We start from the raw sequence: 20,773 nt of genomic DNA, 5'->3' as shown, positions 1-20,773 counted from the left end.
CACGAAGCAGTTTGGGAGGCTCCCGGAAGAATGGGTGTCCCGGACGGGGACGCGAAGCACCTCGCCATGGTGGGGTCGGGTGCAGACTTGAGGTTAACACTACCGGATCCAACAAACATTCCCCCTCTCGAAATCCGGCAACCGTGCGTCGTCAGGCGACGCCGACAGGTGCGAGCGGCAGGACGCACGCCCCCTGCGCGTCGAGGTCCAGTCGGTTCGCGGCCCACCCCTGACCTGCGAGATCGGCCACCTTGTCGGCCGAGGCTCGGTCCGCGAGGGCGAGCACCGTGGGGCCCGCTCCGGAGATCACGGCGGGGATGCCGTCGGCGCGCAGCCGGTCGACGAGCGCCGCGCTCTCGGGCATCGCCGGAGCCCGGTACTCCTGGTGCAGCCGGTCCTCGGTGGCGGGCAGCAGCAGCTCGGGGCGCCGGGTCAGCGCCTCGACGAGCAGGGCGGCGCGGCCCGCGTTGGCGGCGGCGTCGACATGCGGCACGCTGCGCGGCAGCAGGCCTCGCGCGGTCTCGGTGAGCACGGGCTTTCCGGGGACGAAAACCACCGGAACGATGGAATCGGCGGGCTCCATCCTGATCGCCCGGGCGGCGCCGGACTCCATCCAGGAGAGCGTGAAACCGCCGAGCAGACAGGCCGCGACGTTGTCGGGGTGTCCCTCGATCTCGGTGGCGAGTTCCAGCAGAGCCGTGTCGTCGAGCCGGCTGTCCCCGCCTATCGTCACCGCGCGGGCGGCGACGATTCCGGCGCAGATGGCGGCGGAGGAGGAGCCCAGGCCGCGGCCGTGCGGGATGCGGTTGGCGCAGACGATCTCCAGGCCGCGCGGCTGGCCGCCCATCAGGTCGAAGGCGGTGCGCAGGGAACGTACGAGGAGGTGGTTCTCGTCGCGGGGCAGCGTCTCGCTGCCCTCACCCGCGATGTCGATGTGCAGCCCGGAGTCGGCCACCCGGACGACCACGTCGTCGTAGAGCCCCAGTGACAGGCCGAAGGCGTCGAAGCCCGGGCCGAGGTTGGCACTGGTGGCGGGGACGCGCACCCGGACGGCGGCGGCGCGGAAGGCTGGACCGGCCATCGCTCGATGACTCTCCTTGAGCTGCGTGTTGTACGGGATTCCGAGGAACTTCGAGACCTACGAGGGCTTCGAGGAACTTCGGGGTGCTGCGAGGAACTGCGACAGGACTGCGGGGGACGGCGAGGGGGACTGCACGGAGGTGCTGCGGTGGACGGGCGGTGAAACCCGGAGGCCGCAGGGACGTCGCGGCGCCGCGGCATATGCGGCGGGCGGGTTCGGTACAGCCTATCGAAGGAAGGTTCTGTGGCGACATAGGGCGCACAGGAGGCGCACGATGCGTGTCGTAAGCCCCCCGTGCACCCCCGGTGGGGTCGCCGTGGGAACATCCCTGGAAGCGGCCGGTTTTCATCGGCTTCTGACGCTTTTCCGCCCGCTTCCCTCGCGGCGCACGCCCTGTTCGGCGTGGTCGGCGTGGCTCCGGTCCCCAGCTGGCGGGTTTACGCCTGGCGGCTTTACGCCAGACGGGCCCCCGCGTTCACGCCGGCCGGGGGCCCGCGTTGCCCCCGGACGGGAGGGCCCGCGTCCACCCCGGACCCGAGGCCCGCCTCCACCCGGAGGGCCGGCGCCCACCCGGAGGGCCCGCGCCCACGTCGGAGGCGCGCCCGCGCGGACCGTCCTCGTCCTCGTCAGGCCGGTCCGAGCCGCGGTCAGGCCAGTCCGAGCCGCTCCGCCGCCGTCACCGCGTCCACCGGGACGGTGACCGGCTGCGGGGCACCGGCGACCGCCCAGTCCGGGTCCTTCAGACCGTTGCCGGTGACGGTGCAGACGATGCGCTGACCCGGGTCGACCTTGCCCTGCTCGGCCGCCTTCAGCAGACCGGCGACGGACGCGGCGGACGCGGGCTCCACGAAGACACCCTCCTGGGCGGCCAACAGCCGGTAGGCGCGCAGGATCTCACGGTCCGTCACCTCGTCGATGAGGCCCCCTGACTCGTCCCGCGCGGCGAGCGCGAACTTCCACGAGGCCGGGTTGCCGATCCGGATGGCGGTGGCGATCGTCGAGGGGTCCTTGACGACCTCGCCGCGCACGATGGGCGCGGAGCCGGACGCCTGGAAGCCCCACATGCGCGGGGTGCGCCGGGCGACGCCGTCGGCGGCGTACTCGGTGTACCCCTTCCAGTACGCGGTGATGTTGCCCGCGTTGCCCACCGGAAGGACGTGGATGTCGGGCGCGTCGCCGAGCATGTCCACGATCTCGAAGGCGGCGGTCTTCTGCCCCTCGATCCGCACCGGGTTCACCGAATTGACCAGCGCCACCGGGTAGTTGTCGGACAGCGAGCGCGCCAGCGTCAGACAGTCGTCGAAGTTGCCGTCGACCTGGAGGATCTTCGCGCCGTGCACGAGGGCCTGGCCCATCTTGCCGAGCGCGATCTTGCCCTGCGGCACGAGGACGGCGCAGACCATCCCGGCGCGCACGGCGTACGCGGCGGCGCTCGCCGACGTGTTGCCGGTGGAGGCGCAGATGACCGCCTTCGCGCCCTCCTCCTTGGCCCGGGTGATCGCCATGGTCATCCCGCGGTCCTTGAAGGACCCGGTCGGATTGGCGCCCTCCACCTTGAGGTGGACCTCGCAGCCCGTGCGCTCGGAGAGCACCTGCGCGGGCACGAGCGGCGTACCGCCCTCGCGGAGCGACACGACCTGCGTGCTGTCGGATACCGGCAGCCGGTCCCGGTACTCCTCGATGATTCCGCGCCACTGGTGGGTCATTGCTGGTTACTCTCCTTCAACCCGCATGATGCTGGCCACGCCCCGCACGGTGTCGAGGCCGCGCAACGCCTCGACCGTCCCGTCGAGGGACGCGTCGGACGCACGATGGGTGACGACGACGAGGGAGGCCTCGCCGTCCTTGCCCGACTGACGCACGGTGTCGATGGACACCCCGTGTTCGGCGAAGACGGTGGCCACCTGGGCGAGCACACCCGGCTTGTCGGCCACGTCCAGGCTGATGTGGTAGCGCGTCACGACCTCGCCCATGGGCGAGACGGGCAGTTGGGTGTACGCGGAGTCGCCGGGCCCGGTCGAGCCGCCGAGCCGGTTGCGGCAGACGGCCACCAGGTCGCCGAGGACCGCGGAGGCGGTCGGCGCGCCGCCCGCGCCCGGCCCGTAGAACATGAGCTGGCCTGCGGCCTCGGCCTCGACGAACACGGCGTTGTAGGCGCCGCGCACGGAGGCCAGCGGGTGGGTGAGCGGGATCATCGCGGGATGCACGCGCGCGGTGACCGATCCGCCGTCGGCGGCCCGCTCGCAGATGGCGAGCAGTTTGATGGTGCAGCCCATGCCCCGCGCCGAGGCGAAGTCGGCGGAGGTGACCTCGGTCATGCCCTCGCGGTAGACGTCGTCCAGGCGCACGCGCGTGTGGAAGGCGATCCCGGCGAGGATGGCGGCCTTGGCGGCGGCGTCGAAGCCCTCGACGTCGGCGGTCGGGTCGGCCTCCGCGTAGCCGAGGGCGGTGGCCTCGTCCAGGGCCTCCTGGTAGCCGGCGCCGGTCGAGTCCATCTTGTCGAGGATGAAGTTGGTCGTGCCGTTGACGATGCCCATCACCCGGTTGATCTTGTCGCCGGCCAGGGACTCGCGCAGCGGGCGGATCAGCGGGATGGCGCCGGCGACGGCGGCCTCGTAATAGAGGTCCCGGCCGTTCTCCTCGGCGGCGGCGTGCAGCGCCGCGCCGTCCTGGGCGAGCAGCGCCTTGTTCGCGGAGACGACGGAGGCGCCGTGCTCGAACGCGGTGGTGATGAGCGTACGGGCGGGCTCGATACCGCCGATGACCTCGACCACCACGTCGATGTCACCGCGTTTGACGAGGGCCATCGCGTCCGTGGTGACCAGCGCCGGGTCGATGCCCTCGCGCACCTTGGACGGGCGGCGCACGGCGACGCCGGCCAGCTCGACGGGGGCACCGATCCGGGCGGCGAGATCGTCGGCGTGCGTCGTCATGATGCGCGCCACCTCTGAGCCGACAACCCCGCAGCCCAGCAGCGCCACCTTCAGCGGACGCGTACGCATCATCCGACCTCGTTTCCTCATACCGTCTTCGGTTGGACCAGTCTCACTCACCGGACGGGAGTTTCTACCCTTGGTCCGGATCGTGAGACGTCTATTTCATTTTTCTGGTAGGTGACGACAGGAGATCTTCCACCCGGTTCATCCCCTGGTTCATCCGCCCGGTTCATCCTCTCAGCCGACGTCGAGCCGCAGGAGGTCCTCCTCCGTCTCACGGCGCACGATCACCCGGGCCGCGCCGTCCTTCACGGCGACGACCGGCGGGCGCAGCGCGTGGTTGTAGTTGCTGGCCATCGACCGGCAGTACGCGCCGGTCGCCGGCACCGCGATCAGGTCGCCCGGCGCCAGGTCGGCGGGCAGGAAGGCGTCCTTCACCACGATGTCGCCGCTCTCGCAGTGCTTGCCGACGACGCGGGCGAGCATCGGCTCGGCGTCCGAGGTGCGCGAGACGAGCGCGACGCTGTACTCGGCGTCGTAGAGCGCGGTGCGGATGTTGTCGGACATACCGCCGTCGACGGAGACGTAGGTCCGCAGCCCTTCGAGCGGCTTGATCGTGCCGACCTCGTACAGCGTGAACGCGGTCGGCCCGACGATGGCGCGGCCGGGCTCGACGGAGATACGCGGGGTGCGCAGCTTCGCGGCCTCACACTCCCGGGTGACGATCTCACTCAGCGCCTTGGCGATCTCGTGCGGCTCACGGGGGTCGTCGTCGCTGGTGTACGCGATGCCGAGACCGCCGCCGAGGTCGATCTCGGGCAGTTCGACGCCGTGCTCGTCGCGGATGGCGGCCAGCAGTCCGACGACCCGTCGCGCGGCGACCTCGAAGCCGGCCATGTCGAAGATCTGCGACCCGATGTGCGAGTGGATCCCGACCAGTTCGAGTCCGTCGAGCGTCAGCGCCCGCCGTACGGCCTCGGCGGCCTGTCCGTCGGCGAGCGCGATGCCGAACTTCTGGTCCTCGTGCGCGGTGGCGATGAACTCGTGGGTGTGCGCCTCGACGCCGACGGTGACCCGGATCTGCACCCGCTGCCGCTTCCCGAGCGACTGCGCGATGTGCGCCACCCGCGCGATCTCCTGGAAGGAGTCGAGCACGATCCGCCCGACCCCGGCCTCGACGGCCGCGCGGATCTCGGCGGTGGACTTGTTGTTGCCGTGGAAGGCGATACGGTCCGCGGGCATCCCGGCGGACAGCGCGGTCGCCAGCTCGCCCCCGGAGCACACGTCCAGGTTGAGCCCCTCCTCGTGCAGCCACCGCACGACGGCCCGCGACAGGAACGCCTTGCCCGCGTAGAACACGTCGGCGTCCTGCCCGAACGCGGTACGCCACGCGCGCGCCCGCTCCCGGAAGTCGGCCTCGTCCACGAAGTACGCCGGAGTGCCGAACTCCTCGGCCAGCGCGGTGACTTCGAGGCCGCCGACGGTCACGACCCCGTCCTGCGTACGGCCGACGGTGTGCGACCACACCTTGGGGTCGAGGGCGTTCAGATCGGCCGGCGGGGCGCTGTAGTGCCCCTCGGCGAAGACGTCGGCGTGACGGGGCCCGGCGGGGTGTGCGGAACGGCTCATGTCGGTAGGGCTTTCTGCTTCAGAGATGTTCGGGTGCGCTGATGCCGAGCAGGGACAGGCCACCGGCGAGCACCGCCCCGGCGGCTTCGGCGAGCGCGAGCCGGGCACGGTGGGCGGCCAAGGGTTTCTCGTCCCCGAGCGGCAGCACGAGGTGCTGGAACAGAAGGAGCGCGTCGGCGACCCCGACGAGATGCCGGGCGAGCCGGTCGGGCGCCTGGTGGGTGGCGGCGAGCCGGAGGGCGAGGGGGTACTCGGCCAGGGCGGCGAGGAGGGCGGATTCGGGGCGGGCCTCGGGGTGGGGGGTGCCTGCGTCGGACGGGCGGCCGTCTCCGGGGGCCTCACCCGCGAGGGTTACGTCATTGCCGGGAAGGCCGCCGTACCCGAGGTCGGCGGCGTTGCGGCGCAGGGCGTGGGTGCGGGCGTGGGCGTAACGGACCCGGAAGAGGGGGTTGCTCTCGCGCTGGAGCAGGTGGTCGGCGCTGATGCGGGGCCGGTCGTGGGACGCGGGGTACAGCAGCGCCCAGCGGGAGGCGTCGGAGCCGAGCGGCGCGGGGTCCTCGGGCGCGGGCACGGGCCGCAGGTTCACGGGCTCGGCGTGCCGCACCTCGGCACGTCCGCCCTGGGTGGCGACGATCCGTACGAGGGTGTCGGCGACGACCTCCGCACGGGTGTCGTAGGGCACGCGCAGCTCGACGACCCGGCCGGCGAGAGCGTCGCCGTGCCCGTAGCGGGGGCCCCGTGTGAGTACCTCGTCCACCAGAGCGGCGGCGGCTCCACCCCCGAGGGTGATGTTGAGGAACCCGGGTCCGGTGACGGTCACGTCGGCGACACCGGGGGCCTCCCCGATGCGCGGCCGCAGGATCTCGGCGACTTCGAGCGCGGGCAGCCCGGCGGGCCCGGCGAGCCGCAGGGCGACGTTGGTGGCGTAGTCCCCGCATCCCCCGGCCCCGGGCGGCCCGACCCCCACACTGGCCGGCACGGGAACACTCAGCTCCCCGTCATCGACAGCACGACGCACCGCGCGCAGCACGGTACGGGACAGCTCGACGGGGGTCACGGGACAAGCCTAGGGGAGAAGGGGGGTGGGAAGGCGAGCCGGTTTGGGGGATGGTCCGGGATGTGGACGGGGGGGCTGTGGGGGTGGGGGGTCGTTGCCGGGGGCGCGGTCGGTGCGGCCGGTGGTGACACGGCTCGACGCGGGCCAGCCGGTGTTGCGGCCCGCGTGAGTACGGACGGCGGAGGTACGGACGGCGGAGGCATGGACGGCGGGGGCATGGACGGTGTGGTGAACGAGGCCGAACCGGAGGCGCCCGCGCCCGTACTGTCCTGCACGGTGGCGGTAGCGGTAGCGGTGACGATGACGGGGTAGCTGCCGGCCGGTGCCGCGGGTTTCATCGGCGCTGTCGAGGGCGTAGGCGGCGCAGGTGCCGTGTCAGTGACAGGTACGAGCCGTGTCAGTGACGGGTATGAGCCGCATCAGTGACCGGTATGAGTGGTTTGACCGGTACGGCTGGCAGGGCCGATGGCAGGACCGGCATGCTCGGCGCGGTCGAGGTCGCCGCCGCCGACGCTGTGGGTCTCACCGGCGCTGGGAGCCCCGTCGCCCCCGACGGCCTGCCCGCGCTCCACCAACTCCTTGACGAGCCGCACGAGTTCGGAGGGCTCGAAGGGCTTGGCGAGGAAGGCGTCGACGCCGACGTCGAGGCCGCTCTCGACCTCGTACTGGGTACAGGCGCTGACGATGGCGAGGGGAAGGTCCCGCGTACGGGGGTCGGCGCGGAGCCGGGCGGCGGTGCGCAGTCCGTCGAGGCGGGGCATCACGACGTCGAGGGTGACGACATCGGGCCGAACCTGGTGGACGACGTCCAGACATTCGGCACCGTCAGCGGCGGTCACGACCTCGAGACCCTCCAGTTCGAGGTTGACCCTGATCAGCTGCCGGATGACCTTGTTGTCGTCCACAACAAGAACCCGGCCGGACGCGCCTGGCACAACTTGAGGGTAGGTCCGGGGAGACCGCCGCGTCCGGGTTTTCCCCACTTCCACCCCGTGCGGGGCCGGCCCGCTTGCGCGAGCGGGGGCCACTCCCCCACGCGGGCCGGCGCGACCCGGCCGACCACCAAAACCGGTGGCGATCACCCCGGAAAGAGCTGGTAGGGTTCTACCCGTCGCCGCACAAAGCGCCCGACACGCCCCCGTAGCTCAGGGGATAGAGCAACGGCCTCCGGAGCCGTGTGCGCAGGTTCGAATCCTGCCGGGGGCACACTGTGTAAGTGTGTCCAAGACCCCGTCACCAGCGGAAACGCTGAGGCCGGGGTCTTCGCGTATGTGCAGGCGGATGCCGCCGGAAGCAGCCGTTTGCCACTGATCACGTTGTAATGGCGTGTTGATCTTGGGGGGCTCCGCAGCAGGTCAGCAAGGGTTTCGAGGGACCTCAACGTATCTCTGTGGACTATGCATGGACGGACGGAAGCCCCGGATCACTCCGGGGCTTCCGTCCATTGGTCGTGACCGTCTTCAGTTCTCGGTGTCGTCCTCCCCGAGCCCTTGCATGATCCGGTCGTTCATCTCCTGCTCCTGACCGTCGATGCACTTGGCGTAGATCTTCAGGAGCACGTCCACCGAGTGGCCGGCCCGAGCGGCGACATCCGGGGCGGGCACTCCCGAGTTCAGCCACTGGGAGACGCCCGCGTGCCGGAGGTCGTACGGCCGGAAGGCGAGGACCGAGGACACCTGGTCGGGGACGAGCGCCAGTTCACGGGCCTGCTTCCACGCTCGGGAGTACGACGAAGCAGCGATCACGTTGCCCCGCTCGCTGGAGAACAGCCGGCCGTCCTCCGCCGTGCCGAACTCGTCCAGGTGGTCGAGGAGCAGCCGCACGAGCGGGGGCGGAATCGGCACGGTGCGCACCTCTCCCTGGGCCCGCTGCTTCAGCCCTCGCCGGTCGTGCGCCTCGCCGGAGTCTGTCCACGCCTTACCGGCCGTCGGGCGGGTCTCTGCCAGCTCGATGCGGCCCCAGCCCTGGGCCGGAAGCGTGCAGTCGGAGCGGCGGAGGCCGAGTGCCTCACCCGGCCGCATGGCCGCGTAGTACAGGCATCCGAAGAAGGCCCGCAGCCGCCGGCCGCTCGCCCGGTCGTAGCCACCCACGTAGGTGAGTGCGGTGAGCAGCTCTCGGACCTGCCGCGGGTTGACGACCACCCGGCGGTCGACTTCCTGCACCGCCCGCTTGCCTCGCTTTCGCCGGACGCGGCTCAGCGGGTTAGATGTGAGGTGCTCCAGCTCCACCGCGTACTCCAGTGCGTTGAAGACGACGGCCCGCCGACGCCGATAGGTCTGGGTGGCCGCAGGCTTGCCGTCCAGCCTCCGGCTCAGCCCGTCGATCAGCTCGTGCACACGGCTGATCTCCTGCAGCTCCCCTACCGGAAGCGAAGCCTTTTCGATCCACCGGACGGCAGAGGCGATCTCCTCCGGACGCTCCCGCTCCCTGCGCGGCACGGGCAGGACGTACGAGCGCAGCGCCCGACGCAGCACTTCGGGAGCGGGCCGCCCCCGTCCCGGTTTGACCAGGAGGGGAACGACCGTCGCCAAGGCGTCCGTCATGCTGTCCCGTTGTTTGGCCGACGTCTCCGCCCAGCGGGCATCGACGTACTTGGTCGCCAGGTCGAGGAAGGACAGCGCCGCCTTGCCGCCACGCAGGGAGTCGGGCAGTCCGGTCACCGTGTCGAACGGCTCGCCCTTGTCGAGCGCCCGCACGAGCTTGGCGCGGAAGCGGTCGGCCAGTGCCTTGGTCTTGTGTGACTCGCTGAAGGGCTGTGCGTCGACCACCCAGCGCACGAGGTAGGTCGGTTTCTTGGTGGTCTTGTTGACCGAGAGCTTCCACACGGAAGCCTTGTAGGACTTCACGACGCCGCCCCCTCCGCCCGTTCCTCCAACCAGTCGTCGAGCACGTCACGCCGGACCCTGAGCTCACCGTTCGGCAACCGGATGCAGGCCGGCGCGAGGCGCAGTTCCCGCCAGCGGTAGAAGGTGCGCCGGGAGATGCCGCCCAGTTCGTCGAGCACCTGCCGCACGGTGAGCAGTTCGGCAGCCGTCGAGCGGGTGTCACGCGCCATGGGAAGCACCGCCCTCCCGCACCGAGGCAGCGAGGAGCGCTGCTTCCGGCGAGTAGCCGCGCCCCGCGTAGCGCCATCGGCCGACCGTGACCGTCGGGTGGCCGGCCAAACCGAGGGAGGCCCGTTGCTGGTCCGCCCGGTGATCGGTACGCGCCTGCCGGAGGGCGGTCAACGTGGTCGAGTAGCGGCGGGACTTGGTGGAGAAGTAGCCGCCGTATCCGAGCATGTGGGCCCAGCGGCGCAGGCCGAGCGGCGCGAACTCCGGTAAGCCGCCGAGCCACCAGCACGTGGCGATCATGCGGAGCACGTGAGCGCGTACCGGCAGCATGACCATGTCCCGCGCGTGACGGATGCGACCGTCCACCGCGCCGGCGGACTCCGCCCCCTTGGTTGCGTACTTGACGATGTAGCCCGCAACGGAGGCCGGGGAAGCAGGCCGCTCCCCCGCGTCCCGCCGGTACGAGGTGACCGGCCGTACGTCGACCTGGGCACCGAAGCGCACTGCCCGCGGACCGATTGCGCCCGCGCCGGGGGCGTTCAGCCCCACGCGTCCGACCACCGCCCGCACGGAGTCGACCAGGAGCGGGACGGTTGCCCAACAGGGCGGAGGCGAGTCGGGTCCGTCCGCCCCATCGAGGCGGATCACGGCGTGGAAGTGGACCAGGCCCCGCCGTTGGTACTCGGCGACTTTCGCGTACGACAGTCGGGCGGCCTCCCCGAACTCGGTACGGGACAGCCCGGCTCGGCGTGCGGTCTCCCGCCGGAGCTCCAGCCCGAAGCGGTGCCAGAGCCGACCGGCGAAGGCGTGCCAGAGGACGGCTCCCGCGTAGTCGTAACAGCGCGGGCAGAGGGGTTCGCCGAGGCGAGGATCGTCCTCCGAATGCCTCTCCCGGCAGTCGGCCGGAGTTCCGTGCGGGCAGCGGTCCCCTGCCCGACGAGGCCGACAGGGTGGCACGCGTCCGTCACGTTCACGGCGGGTGTAGACCGGGCCGAACCCGGGGGCGGTGAGCGTGGCGAACACCCGCGGGTGACCACTCACCGCCTCCGGGACGTTCTTGCCGCCGACGAGGCCGGCACGGACGAGTTGGTACGTGTCCGCCCGGTACAAGGCCGAGCAGGCCGGGCAGACCGTCGCCCGCCGGTTGCCGCACGCGGTGAGCAGGCGACCGCCGTAGACGTCCGAGCCGTAGGAGAGGAGGGCGGCGCCGGTCGCCGTGTCGTAGACGGTGGCCGCACCGACCAGGTGAATCGGGTTGGTACAGCCGCCGAGACGGACGATGTTCCGGCGCCAGGCCGCGAACTCCGGCTCCGACGCCCTGTCGACGAGAGCGACGACGCTCTGTGGAAGGGCGGTAGTCATCAGCGACCACCCCCGTCGCCGAACGCCTGCCCCATCACGGCCGAGATCCCTTCCGGCCGAGTCTTGGCGCTGAAGCGGAGTGTCGGGTCGGTGAGCCAGACGGCGGCCGCGTGTGCGGGACACAGCCACTGCTCGGTTCCGTCGAGTTCGACGAGGACGATCTGTTCCCGTCCGGCGCAGGTCGAGATCTGCGTGTCGCGCTGCCTGAGGTCGCAGTCGAGCGACGGGGATTTGCGCGAATGATGCGCGGTGGACTAAGTGTGGGTGCTCCTTTCACTGCTCATGTGGCGGATGGAGTGGGTTCCTGACGGGGTCGGGTTTGGCGACTTTGCGCCCCGTCGGGAGCCCTTCGTACGGGCGATCACTGCCGTTCCTCGGGAGGGATCCCGATGGCGCCGTACGAGATCGGTCCGAAGTCGCGGCGCGCGTCGAAGTAGCCCCGGCCGATGTCCTCCGTCGACACGCCGAGCGGAGCGGCGACGGACTCCACGCCGTCGCGGCGGGCGGCGGAGTCGGAGGCGTCGACCAGGACGACGACGGACGAGTGGCGCGGTACGACGACGGCCGGATTGGCGGTCAGGAAGTCGACCAGCTCCCGCAGACCAGCCAGGAAGGCGGCGCGGTCACCGGAGCGGATGACGTAGTCGGACACGGGAAGTCCCCTTGTCGGGTCGGTGATGAGGCGTTTCAGAAGCGGAGTTGGCCGAGGAAGTCGTTCACGCCGTCGAGGAGCGCTTGAACGAACGGCGCGGCCACGGTCCGGGCGAGCAGGAAGCCGAAGGTTCCGCAGAGCAGCGCGTCGGCCCACCTGAGGTACCGGATGCGCAGGAGGAACCAGATCAGCAGGCCGAGCAGCAGCACGGCCGACATGGACACCAGCACGGCAGTTCCCTCTCACAACGCTTCGACGTGGAGCTCGGGCAGGACGGGAGTCAGGTGCGCGTACTCCGCTGCGACGGCTTCCGCCTCCGCTTCCGTGATCAGGTGGGCCGGGCGCGTTCCCAGCCGTCGCCGGAGGCGAGGACGGCCGTACCGGCCTGTTCCGGAGCGATGGCCTGCGCCGCCTTGAGCGCGTCGGGGTTGAGGTCGCCGAGCGCCATCTCAGCCGTACCGGGGTCGGCAACGCGGTGACACACCCGGCCGCCGAGCTGTGCCCGCAGAGCCGTGACACCGGGTCCGAGGTCGGAGCCGACGCGCTGTCCGGCCACGACGAGGAAGACACCCAGTGCCGCACCGAGGTGGGCCAGCCGGATCAGCGCCGTGCCGGCTGCATGCGCTTCGTCCTTCTCGCTCCGGCTCGCCACGAGGAAGAGTTCCGCGATCTCGTCGACGATGACGACGACGGGGACCGGGCGTTCCTTGTCGGGCAGGCCCCAGATGTTCCGGACGCGGGCAGCCCGGCAGAGGGTCATCCGGTCGAGGGTCAGGTCGACGAGGGCGGCCAGCAACCGGACGGCTTGTTCTCGGTTCGTCGCGAGGGCGGACAACCGCGGCTCGTAGAGGGACAGTTCCATGCCGCCCTTGCAGTCGATCCCGACCAGGGCGACGGGTTGCGGGGCGAGGCCCGCCACGAGGGCGTTGATCAGGGTCGATTTGCCGGAGCGGGTGGCGCCGACGATCAGCCAGTGAGGCACGCGCCGCAGGTCGACCACCCACGCGGCCCCGGTCTCCAGGGCGCCCACGGTCACGCGGAGCAGATGGCCGGGCCCTCGCTGCTTCGGCACCCGAGGATCGGCCAACGGGTCGGCCGCCGAGGCGACGATGCGCACGATCCCCGGCTTCCAGGAGGTCACCCGTACCGCGTGCACCTGCCAGTTCTCCGCCATGGCGGGAGCGGCCTTGACGAAGTGCTCCGGCACCTGCCCCGGCAACAACCGCACGAGGAGTGCGAAACCGCCGGAGGACGGGCGTATGAGCCCTCTCCGGGGCACCCGCGGCTGCGGCGGAGGCGCCCCTTTGCCGACGAGCCCGGACACCACGGTCAGCGCCGGTCGACGACTCACGGCGAGCCCGCAGCCGGCCATCAAGGGCCGCCAGGTCTGCACGACCCGGAAGGCCACGGCCGGGAAGCCGCATAACAGCCACCAGGCGGCGGGGTAGCGGCGGTGCAGGGCCGGGCCCGCCAGAAGCAGACCCGACACCAGCACTGCGGCCACCACCAGAACCCAGCTCGGCCAGGTCTCACCGGCCGAAGTGGCGGAGGCCAGTTTCATCACTGCCCGGCCCCCCTGCCCGCCGTGGTGGCGGGAGCGCTCAGAGGCCGGATCTCCGCCGCACGGAACGCGATCCCGTGCCGCCCCTCGTTCTCCCACGGCGTGGCGACCAGGTCCCGCACGGCCACCGGCATGCCGAGCTGCACACCGGCCGGCTCGCCGGCCACGCTCACGTTCACCACGTCGGCCGACGCACCCGCCATCAGGCAGAGGCCGACCTGGTACACGGTCTTGCCCGTGTCGCGGTCAACGCGAAGCTGACCGGTCTCACGGTTGGCGACCCGCGGAGCCGGGGGCACGGCACAGATGATCCCCGTGTACTTCGCGGTGTCGATCGGAAGGGTTGCCACTTTTCAGATCTCCTCATCTCAGGCACCCGAAGGCCATTCCTCCGGGTTGCTAGACCACCCGTACTACGGGTGACAGGACAAGATTGACCACCCGTAGTACGGGTTGTCAACCGTCTTCGCGTGGGAGAAGCTAGGTTCCGTCCGTGGGCGGTTACGTTCCATCCACGGACGGAAGAAGCAGTGACCACGGCCGGGGAGGGCACGCATGCCGCCGAAGAACACGCAGCCGAAGTACCGGCAGATCGCCGACTACCTGCGCGAAGGCATCCTGGACGGCACCTTCCCCGCCGGCCAACCGCTGCCTTCCGAGGAGGCGTTGGCGAAGCAGTTCGGCGTGACGCGCCCCACGGTCCGCCAGGGCCTGAGCGAACTCCGGGCATCAGGTCTCGTCGAAGCCATCATGGGCCGCGGCACCTTCGCCCGCTCCCCCCACAGCCGCCCCAGCCACACGCGCCCGCGCGGCGTACGCCGGACCACGGACGGCCGCTACGTCGAGGCGGACGGCATCCGCTGGACAGACGCCGAGCCGCCGGTAGCCACCCGCACCGATGCCCCGCTAACCCTGGCGGACCTACTCCGCGTCCCGCCGGGCGAGCCGATGTTCACGTACGACGCGCTGCAAACCGCGGACCACGGCCACCTCCGTCAACTCCACCGGACGTATGTCCCGTTCTCGGTGCTCATCGACACCAAGTACGAGGAGGAGGCCCCACCGCCGGCGCCGGAGCTCTACACGGCGCTCACCGGCCTGGGACACGAGCTCCACTTCACGGAGTACATCCGCCCCCGCATGCCCCTACCCGATCAGGCTCAGGCGCTACGACTCGCCGACGGGGTCCCGATGCTCCACGTCATCCGCGTGACCCTCACCGAGTCGGACAAGCCCCTCGCCCTGGAGGAGTTCCACCTTCCAGGCGACGAGCTGGAGCTGTCGTTCCGGCTGTAGCACGGCCGAGTTGGCTCAGACTTTCTCTACGTCATCAAGGCGGCTCGCTCCGCTCCCCGCGCGCGGCCCGGCCCCCGGCCGGGCCTGCGCTCCTGTCTCCGCCCCGCTCCAGCCCGACCGGCGGCCGTGCCGCGCTCACAGCGATCAATCGCTTGAAGTTAGACAAGGGGCGCGTCGTGGCTGGGGCGGTCGGCCACGCCGGCCTTAACCGCCGCGACGTAGCACCAATGCCGTCCCCTGACGAACTGCGCCTCGCCCAGCCCGTAGAACGCCTTGATCTGCCTCGGATCACCCAACCCATCCCAGGTGAGTACCAACCGCCTCACCGATTCCGGCGCACCCTCAGAGCGTATTGCCCTATTCTATGCAGGGCCACGCGTTACTCCTGCGGCTGCATTAGCGCGACGACGTGGACGTTCTGGCGGCGTTGGCCGGCCTCATGAAAGGCTAATTGTGCTGAAGCTCTTTATGGACGAATCAGGTAACGGAAATGCGTCTCAGCCGCTGATCGTAGGCGTAGTTGAGCTTGGTGAAGATGCTGACGACATAGAGAAAAAGATTCGGGATCTGCACCGAGACCTATCCGCAAGAAGGAGCTTGGCCGGACTTCCTAGCTTCGAGAAATTCCGCGAGAACGGTTTCCATAGCTCGACTGATCCCCTGGAGGTCTCCGGTCCGTTCAAAGACCTCATGCGGAGGATTTTTTTCCGGACGTATATGGTCACGACCAATCGAGTGAAATTTCAGAATGTCGCGGAATCTGAGCTGATTGAGCTCATGTACGTGAAATTGCTAAGTGATCTATCGATCCGGCATCGCCGTGAAGCCGAATTGCTTTGCTTCATAGAGCAAAGCGAAGAAATGAAATCGATTCTAACTCGACTTCCCGACAGTGTCGCCAAGCAGGCGCGCAAAACAGCCGGACAATCGATTCCGTTGCCACGACTAAATGCTCAAATGGTCGGTAAGCGTGATTACATGTCTACGGCCATTATCGACTATGTTATGGCAGCCGTAAGCAGATGGCTCAGGGAGAACCGCACGACATCTGCGGAATCTTACGCTTATAGATCGTTCAAAGAAATTGAACCCTCTATTTCCCTGCTCTATTCGTTCGAGGATGGTCGCATCTCTAGCAGAAGGGACCCGCTCCACTGAGGTATGCTACAATGCCCGGCGAAGGTAGGGTCGCGGTCATCTCTGTGCGCGAGTTCGCGTGCGTTGCAGGATAGCCCTTGCATGGGAGTGCGACCCTACCTTCTCACGTTTCACCAGGGAGGGCCCAGTGCCATACTCGGTTGAAGACCTGGCGCAGCAAGCTGACGTATCGACTGAGATTCTTGAGCGGCTGAGTTCGGAGATCCCTACCGGTTTCGGCCGCCTTTACGAGCAGCGAATATACCGCAAGAGACACGGCGGAGTACGCGAAGTATTCAAACCGAAGCGGCCATTCGATACCGTCAGTAAGAACTTGTATCGGAGTTTCACGCGGCTGTTCTCATATACGGCTCCCGATCATGTCCACGGATTCGTTCGCGAACGTTCTACAATCACCAACGCCAGTCAACACCTGGCTAAAAAGTGCGTATTGCGTATGGATCTAGAGGATTTCTTTCCGTCGATTGGCGCCGCAACAGTAAAGACGCTTTTGCGAGAGCAAGGCTATGAGGGAAAGGTCGCAGACCTTACTGCCAGTTTCGTCACTATCGGCGGCAAGCTCCCCATCGGCCTCAGTACGTCGCCCCTCTTGTCGAATTTGGCCTTCCTGAGCACGGACCAGTCTCTTGCCGAGTATGCCCAGTCGGAGGGGTTGTCGTTTACGCGCTATGTGGACGATCTCACGTTTTCCGGCGACGTCACTGACCGCCACGCAACGGATATTGCTCGAATTCTCGACGAGGCTGGCTGGTCGGTGAACACGCGTAAGACCGTTTTCATGCGCCGTGGCGGACCGCAATACGTTACCGGCCTGTATGTGGGAGAGTCGGACGGGCCTCGGATTCCGCGCAAGCTCAAGCGCAAGATGCGATGGATCTTGCATGTCATATCGACATTTGGTTACGACACCTATATGGCAGAGTTCGGCGGCAGGGAGGAGGAGATGCGTCGGCGTCGCCTCTTGGGCTGGGCGTGTTATATCGCCGCAGTTGAGCCGGACGTGGGTTTCCCGCTGTTGCGGAAATTCGATGAACTGGTGTCAGAGGGAGATGCAGAGTATTGGGATGAAGAACATTAATACGAACTGCCCTGAGGCTTCCCGGAAGTTCGGGAGTGATGGCGCTTGGCCGGGATGCGTAGCTGGTCCCAGCGGATGAACCCGGGCAGGTCGATCCCTTGTGAGCCTCAGCGACGTGCAGGCCAGGCTGGCCTGGTGGAGTTGCGAGGCCATTAAATTTAGGACTCTCGAAGCCTGCGTCTGACGGCATCCTCGATCCCCTGCGTGCAAGCCCATCTGGCGGGCCTTCGCCACCAATATCAGCGGTAGTTGTACAGAAGCGAAGAAAAGCAATCGGCGACGACCGCAGGCGAATGACCAAAGCCCTCGGAGGCCCGCGACCAGCGCCCTGCCTCGACAACCTCATTCTCGGTCACCGGCTTATCCTCTCAACCCGGAGCGGTGCAGGCCATGCCCCGGAGGCGTGGAGTTGATCAAATACTCGTCGCGGTCGGCATGCACCCTGTCGCTGTCCTGTCCCCGGGCCGTCCGACAGTGAACAACGTCGACAAACGGCGACGGGCGGTGCGCACATCGAACGCAGGAGCCCAGCTCAAAGCAGCACCAGTCGACCTGAGCACTCGTCGAAGCCAGTTCTCCCGTGATCTGACAAACCATCGGCGGCCAACGCTAGCGTCGGTATAGTTGATGCTCCTTCCGCCGGCGCGCATGCTAGCGGATCGCTAACTCTGTTGGAGCTTGCAAATTGGCCGACTACGACTTCCGCACCCTCTCGCCTAACGACTTCGAAATATTGATTCGTGATCTCCTCGAAGCCGAGTATCGTTGGCGCTTGGAGGCGTTCGGTCGTGGTCGCGACGGAGGCATCGACTTACGGGCGAGCACGGCAGCAGGAAAGATCGTCGTCCAGTGTAAACACTACCTGGGATCGTCTTTCTCGGACCTTCGCGCGTCGGCACGTCGCGAAGTGCCAAAGATGGACAAAGAGAAGCCCGACCGCTATCTCTTCGTCACGTCCCAAGATCTAAATAGGACACAGAAAGACACCCTCGCTGGTGACCTCCAGCCGTGGCTTTCTGACACCGCCGACCTACTGACCCAAGCCGACATCAATGGCCTAATCACGCAGCATCCATTAGTAGAGCAGCAGCATTTCAAGCTTTGGCTCGCCTCCACAACTATCTTGGAACGCATTGTCCAGAGCGGCGTCTGGGAGCGCAGTGAGGCGCTGCTTGAGGACATCAGGGATCGAGTGAAGCTATATGTTCCAACTAGCAGCTTCCAAGCGGCATACGAACTACTCGACGCTAAGCATGTGGTCGTCCTAACGGGTTCGCCGGGAGTCGGCAAGAGCATGCTCGCCGAAATGCTCGCTCTAATGTACTGGCACGAAAACTGGCAGATCGTATCAGTGGGAACTGACGTTGACGACGCATGGGAGGCATACAAGTCGGGCCGCCAGCAGGTGTTCCTGTATGACGATTTCCTCGGGCAGACTGACCTCAGCGAAAGGCGCGCGAAGGACAGTTCGGTCATACGCCTAATGGACCGCGTGGCGCGGAACCCAGACAAGCGGCTTGTCATGACTACGAGATCGCAGATTCTTCAACAAGCGCGGCTAACCAGCGAGCCGATCGCACATACAGACTTACGAGTTGTTGAGTTCGTGCTAAAGATAGCTGAGTACGGGGCGATCCAACGAGCCCGCATACTGTACAATCATCTCTATTTTTCTACCCTGTCGCGAGAAGTCGTCAGGGAGTACGTAGAGAATTCTTCCTACTGGACAGTCGTTAGGCATAAAAACTTCTCCCCGCGGATCCTGGAATTGGTCATCAAGCGGCCTCACTCGTCGGCGGATGAACTCGCGCGCGATCTCAATCACACGCTTGACCATCCACTGGACCTATGGAGAATAGTATTCAACAATGGATTGTCGGATCTTGCGCAACGGCTAACGCTTACGCTTGCCTCATTTCCTGTTTATGGCGCCGACTCCAGGGACCTCAAGGATTTGGTTAAAAAAGAGGCGAAGCCAACGGAGTATACGAGCGCGCTTCGAGTACTAGAAGGCACCTTTGTCAGCGTGGAAAAAAGGCGTGACGGGGACACGGTGATCGCCTACGCCAATCCAAGCGTACGTGACTTCACTCTCGCTTTCCTTGACGAAGAGCCGGACTACCTGATGGCCATCATTGGGGACGCAAGGCATCTGGCTCAAGTGAGTACGCTCCTGGAATACGCGGTATCCGAGCTTGACGGTAAGCTTCGCTTCCCTAATTGCGCCGAAACAGTTACTCGCCACACAAGCTCCATCCTCAAGAAGATGATGGATCTCATCACCGAAGAAAAAGAGGCCAGTAAAGTCGATTCACGCAGACCAGCCCGGATCTATCGGCGAACAATTAAACCCCTTCTTGACTCTCTGCAGCCAGCGCATCGACTGCTAGGTGAATCACTCAATGGGCTCCTAGCAGTGTCAATCGAACTTCTTAAGGGCTCAGCCTCGGGGTTTATGGAGCCGGATGACTGGAGGTCCTTCAATGTGGCCTTAATGATGCGCTACATGGAAGATCCGGATTCTTTTCGAGGTGATCTGCGATGGGCCTTCGAAAGCTGGGGTGAATTACTGTACACGCTAGATGACGTGACGGCATTCAAGGATTTCTTTGAGTCGTACGGCTCAACCCTGAAGCAACAGTTCGACCCTAATGAAAAGTTTTACGAAAGCGTCTGGACTGGGTTACGGCAGGAGCTGGAGAACTTGTCCGGAAATGAGCAGGATCGTGATTCTGATCATCAGTGGGTTAACGACGTTGAAATGCTGGCGATTAGGGTCGGTATCATCGACGATTTGAGACCAGACATTGCGTCTGCTCGAGATTCGATTGAACAACGTTACGCAGACGACGAGTATCCCCGCGATCGGCCCCCGTCTGGGATGGGCTACGGATTCCGAGGCACCTCCGTATCGCCTTCCGAGCGTAGGGCGATTGAAGGCATGTTTCGCGAGCTTTCATAGCGCCCGGAGACAGGCCCAATCCCCTTGGTGGGTAAACACGTCGTTTTCCGACCGAGTTGACCATACTGCTCTGGAACTGCACTTGTCCTGCATTCCGGAAGTAGTCGGTTCACTTGATCCGGCGCCTCCGGGGATCGTGTCTCCCTGGGAGGAGTTTGGGAGAAGATCTTGCATGGCAGCGTGGCTGAGGCTGGTGGGGGTGCAGCGAGGCACACGCGTGCGTGGGGTGGGTCGGTGCGTCTACCGTCGTGGCTGACTGTCGTCGGCTGAGGCTCAGACCCTTCCGGGCCCAGTCCGCCAAGGGACGTGCGAGACGAAGAACCGTGCCACTCACGTGCCAGTTGCTGCGGGGAGCAGCGGGAACTTGACTTGCCTGCGACCAGGACGCCAACGGCGCTCCGCCGCAGGTCCTCCCACCATCCATCGCCAGGGAACCCAAGCTTCCCAAGCTGATGTCACCGCTGACCTGCCGCTTCGTCCGGGCTGCGGCGCTGGGGCGCCGGTCCCGGCCGAGCGGCAGACCAGCCATGTTCGCCGGGACAGCAAATGGCCCCGTCCGACAACGCCGAGAGAACGATGCCGTACGGGGCCAGACCAGTCGACCGCAGGAGCACGCTCGAACCGCGACCGACCGGCGTTCGAGGAGCGGTTCAGACGGCAGATGTCTCGGTCGTCGTGCCGTGCAGCTCTGCTTGGAGTCCTGCCGCGATGAGCTTCGCCAGCATTTCGGCTGCGTCAGGGCGCACGGTTCCCAACTGCACCAATCCGTCGCCGAGGACGTTCACGTCGGCCACCAAGCCAGGGAAGTCGGAGTCCAACCCGAGCAGTACGAGTTGATCGGCCAGGGTGCCGGCGCTTCGGCGCGCGCGGTTCCAGCCTCGGACGTAGGGCACGCCGGGCACCAGGTCCTCCGCCCGTTTGGCCACCACTCCTCGCCGGTCGGTCATG

Annotated in this window: 17 protein-coding genes, 1 tRNA gene and 1 pseudogene; 5 read left to right on the top strand and 14 right to left on the bottom strand. The window is 67.0% G+C overall.

Annotated elements, in window-relative coordinates; translation table 11 throughout:
- Positions 1–151 precede the first annotated feature (151 nt).
- The 6 genes from thrB to AB0912_RS19590 all read right to left on the bottom strand — a co-directional run bounded on the left by thrB (position 152) and on the right by AB0912_RS19590 (position 7,638).
- Entirely contained in the window at positions 152–1,081 is a 930-nt protein-coding gene (gene thrB / locus AB0912_RS19615) for a homoserine kinase (protein WP_366701316.1), read from the bottom strand.
- Positions 1,082–1,728: 647 nt separating this feature from the next.
- Positions 1,729–2,787 carry a threonine synthase gene (thrC, locus tag AB0912_RS19610; protein ID WP_366701314.1) on the bottom strand — a complete coding sequence of 353 codons (1,059 nt, stop codon included), beginning with the start codon at positions 2,785–2,787 and terminating at the stop codon, positions 1,729–1,731.
- A gap of 6 nt (positions 2,788–2,793) precedes the next feature.
- Positions 2,794–4,083 carry a homoserine dehydrogenase gene (locus tag AB0912_RS19605; protein WP_366701420.1) on the bottom strand — a complete coding sequence of 430 codons (1,290 nt, stop codon included), beginning with the start codon at positions 4,081–4,083 and terminating at the stop codon, positions 2,794–2,796.
- Positions 4,084–4,254: 171 nt separating this feature from the next.
- A complete protein-coding gene (gene lysA / locus AB0912_RS19600) occupies positions 4,255–5,646 on the bottom strand; it encodes a diaminopimelate decarboxylase (protein ID WP_366701312.1) in 1,392 nt (463 codons plus the stop codon).
- 19 nt (positions 5,647–5,665) lie between these two features.
- Positions 5,666–6,703, bottom strand: coding sequence for an ArgS-related anticodon-binding protein NrtL (gene nrtL / locus AB0912_RS19595; protein WP_366701310.1), 1,038 nt, complete (start codon positions 6,701–6,703; stop codon positions 5,666–5,668).
- A 419-nt stretch (positions 6,704–7,122) separates the two neighbouring features.
- The gene (locus tag AB0912_RS19590; protein ID WP_366701308.1) at positions 7,123–7,638 is read right to left on the bottom strand and encodes a response regulator; all 516 of its coding nucleotides are present in this window, start codon (positions 7,636–7,638) and stop codon (positions 7,123–7,125) included.
- 199 nt (positions 7,639–7,837) lie between these two features.
- On the opposite strand from AB0912_RS19590, the gene AB0912_RS19585 reads away from it, so the two are divergent.
- Positions 7,838–7,909 (top strand) — tRNA-Arg (locus AB0912_RS19585).
- A 254-nt stretch (positions 7,910–8,163) separates the two neighbouring features.
- Here the strand turns inward: AB0912_RS19585 and AB0912_RS19580 are convergent.
- The 7 genes and pseudogenes from AB0912_RS19580 to AB0912_RS19550 all read right to left on the bottom strand — a co-directional run bounded on the left by AB0912_RS19580 (position 8,164) and on the right by AB0912_RS19550 (position 13,681).
- Positions 8,164–9,549: a site-specific integrase gene (locus AB0912_RS19580; RefSeq protein ID WP_366701306.1), complete on the bottom strand. Its 1,386-nt coding sequence runs from the start codon at positions 9,547–9,549 to the stop codon at positions 8,164–8,166.
- Positions 9,546–9,758 carry a helix-turn-helix domain-containing protein gene (locus AB0912_RS19575; RefSeq protein WP_366701304.1) on the bottom strand — a complete coding sequence of 71 codons (213 nt, stop codon included), beginning with the start codon at positions 9,756–9,758 and terminating at the stop codon, positions 9,546–9,548. The genes AB0912_RS19580 and AB0912_RS19575 overlap by 4 nt, the downstream gene beginning before the upstream one ends.
- Positions 9,748–11,118 carry a replication initiator gene (locus AB0912_RS19570; RefSeq protein ID WP_366701302.1) on the bottom strand — a complete coding sequence of 457 codons (1,371 nt, stop codon included), beginning with the start codon at positions 11,116–11,118 and terminating at the stop codon, positions 9,748–9,750. Before AB0912_RS19570 ends, AB0912_RS19575 begins: the two co-directional genes overlap by 11 nt.
- Positions 11,119–11,479: 361 nt before the next feature.
- Positions 11,480–11,770 carry a hypothetical protein gene (locus tag AB0912_RS19565; protein ID WP_366701300.1) on the bottom strand — a complete coding sequence of 97 codons (291 nt, stop codon included), beginning with the start codon at positions 11,768–11,770 and terminating at the stop codon, positions 11,480–11,482.
- A gap of 35 nt (positions 11,771–11,805) precedes the next feature.
- Complete coding sequence (locus tag AB0912_RS19560; RefSeq protein ID WP_366701298.1) at positions 11,806–12,000, bottom strand: hypothetical protein; 195 nt, start codon at positions 11,998–12,000, stop codon at positions 11,806–11,808.
- 12 nt (positions 12,001–12,012) lie between these two features.
- A pseudogene (locus AB0912_RS19555) lies at positions 12,013–13,331 on the bottom strand (FtsK/SpoIIIE domain-containing protein).
- Positions 13,331–13,681 carry a hypothetical protein gene (locus AB0912_RS19550; protein WP_366701296.1) on the bottom strand — a complete coding sequence of 117 codons (351 nt, stop codon included), beginning with the start codon at positions 13,679–13,681 and terminating at the stop codon, positions 13,331–13,333. The pseudogene AB0912_RS19555 and the gene AB0912_RS19550 overlap by 1 nt, the downstream one beginning before the upstream one ends.
- Positions 13,682–13,886: 205 nt before the next feature.
- On the opposite strand from AB0912_RS19550, the gene AB0912_RS19545 reads away from it, so the two are divergent.
- The 4 genes from AB0912_RS19545 (at position 13,887) to AB0912_RS19530 (ending at position 19,825) form a co-directional block, all read left to right on the top strand.
- Complete coding sequence (locus AB0912_RS19545) at positions 13,887–14,627, top strand: GntR family transcriptional regulator (RefSeq protein ID WP_366701294.1); 741 nt, start codon at positions 13,887–13,889, stop codon at positions 14,625–14,627.
- Between the two features lie 306 nt (positions 14,628–14,933).
- Positions 14,934–15,785, top strand: a complete 852-nt coding sequence (locus AB0912_RS19540) for a hypothetical protein (RefSeq protein WP_366701292.1) — start codon at positions 14,934–14,936, stop codon at positions 15,783–15,785.
- A 127-nt stretch (positions 15,786–15,912) separates the two neighbouring features.
- Positions 15,913–16,863 carry a reverse transcriptase family protein gene (locus AB0912_RS19535; RefSeq protein WP_366701290.1) on the top strand — a complete coding sequence of 317 codons (951 nt, stop codon included), beginning with the start codon at positions 15,913–15,915 and terminating at the stop codon, positions 16,861–16,863.
- A 685-nt stretch (positions 16,864–17,548) separates the two neighbouring features.
- Entirely contained in the window at positions 17,549–19,825 is a 2,277-nt protein-coding gene (locus AB0912_RS19530) for a restriction endonuclease (RefSeq protein ID WP_366701288.1), read from the top strand.
- A gap of 650 nt (positions 19,826–20,475) precedes the next feature.
- On the opposite strand, the gene AB0912_RS19525 is transcribed toward AB0912_RS19530, so the two are convergent.
- Positions 20,476–20,772, bottom strand: coding sequence for a hypothetical protein (locus tag AB0912_RS19525; RefSeq protein ID WP_366701286.1), 297 nt, complete (start codon positions 20,770–20,772; stop codon positions 20,476–20,478).
- Position 20,773 lies beyond the last annotated feature (1 nt).

Source organism: Streptomyces sp. NPDC007084 (assembly GCF_040703595.1).
Classification (GTDB): domain Bacteria; phylum Actinomycetota; class Actinomycetes; order Streptomycetales; family Streptomycetaceae; genus Streptomyces.
The sequence above is the reverse complement of the archived record's forward strand: the minus strand, read 5'-3'. Positions and strand labels throughout refer to the sequence as shown.

Excerpts from the sequence above, each read along its gene's own strand:
- thrB (WP_366701316.1), bottom strand. The coding sequence starts at position 1,081 with ATGGCCGGTCCAGCCTTCCGCGCCGCCGCCGTCCGGGTGCGCGTCCCC.
- thrC (WP_366701314.1), bottom strand. The coding sequence starts at position 2,787 with ATGACCCACCAGTGGCGCGGAATCATCGAGGAGTACCGGGACCGGCTG.
- AB0912_RS19605 (WP_366701420.1), bottom strand. The coding sequence starts at position 4,083 with ATGCGTACGCGTCCGCTGAAGGTGGCGCTGCTGGGCTGCGGGGTTGTC.
- lysA (WP_366701312.1), bottom strand. The coding sequence starts at position 5,646 with ATGAGCCGTTCCGCACACCCCGCCGGGCCCCGTCACGCCGACGTCTTC.
- AB0912_RS19575 (WP_366701304.1), bottom strand. The coding sequence starts at position 9,758 with ATGGCGCGTGACACCCGCTCGACGGCTGCCGAACTGCTCACCGTGCGG.
- AB0912_RS19570 (WP_366701302.1), bottom strand. The coding sequence starts at position 11,118 with ATGACTACCGCCCTTCCACAGAGCGTCGTCGCTCTCGTCGACAGGGCG.
- AB0912_RS19545 (WP_366701294.1), top strand. The coding sequence starts at position 13,887 with ATGCCGCCGAAGAACACGCAGCCGAAGTACCGGCAGATCGCCGACTAC.
- AB0912_RS19525 (WP_366701286.1), bottom strand. The coding sequence starts at position 20,772 with ATGACCGACCGGCGAGGAGTGGTGGCCAAACGGGCGGAGGACCTGGTG.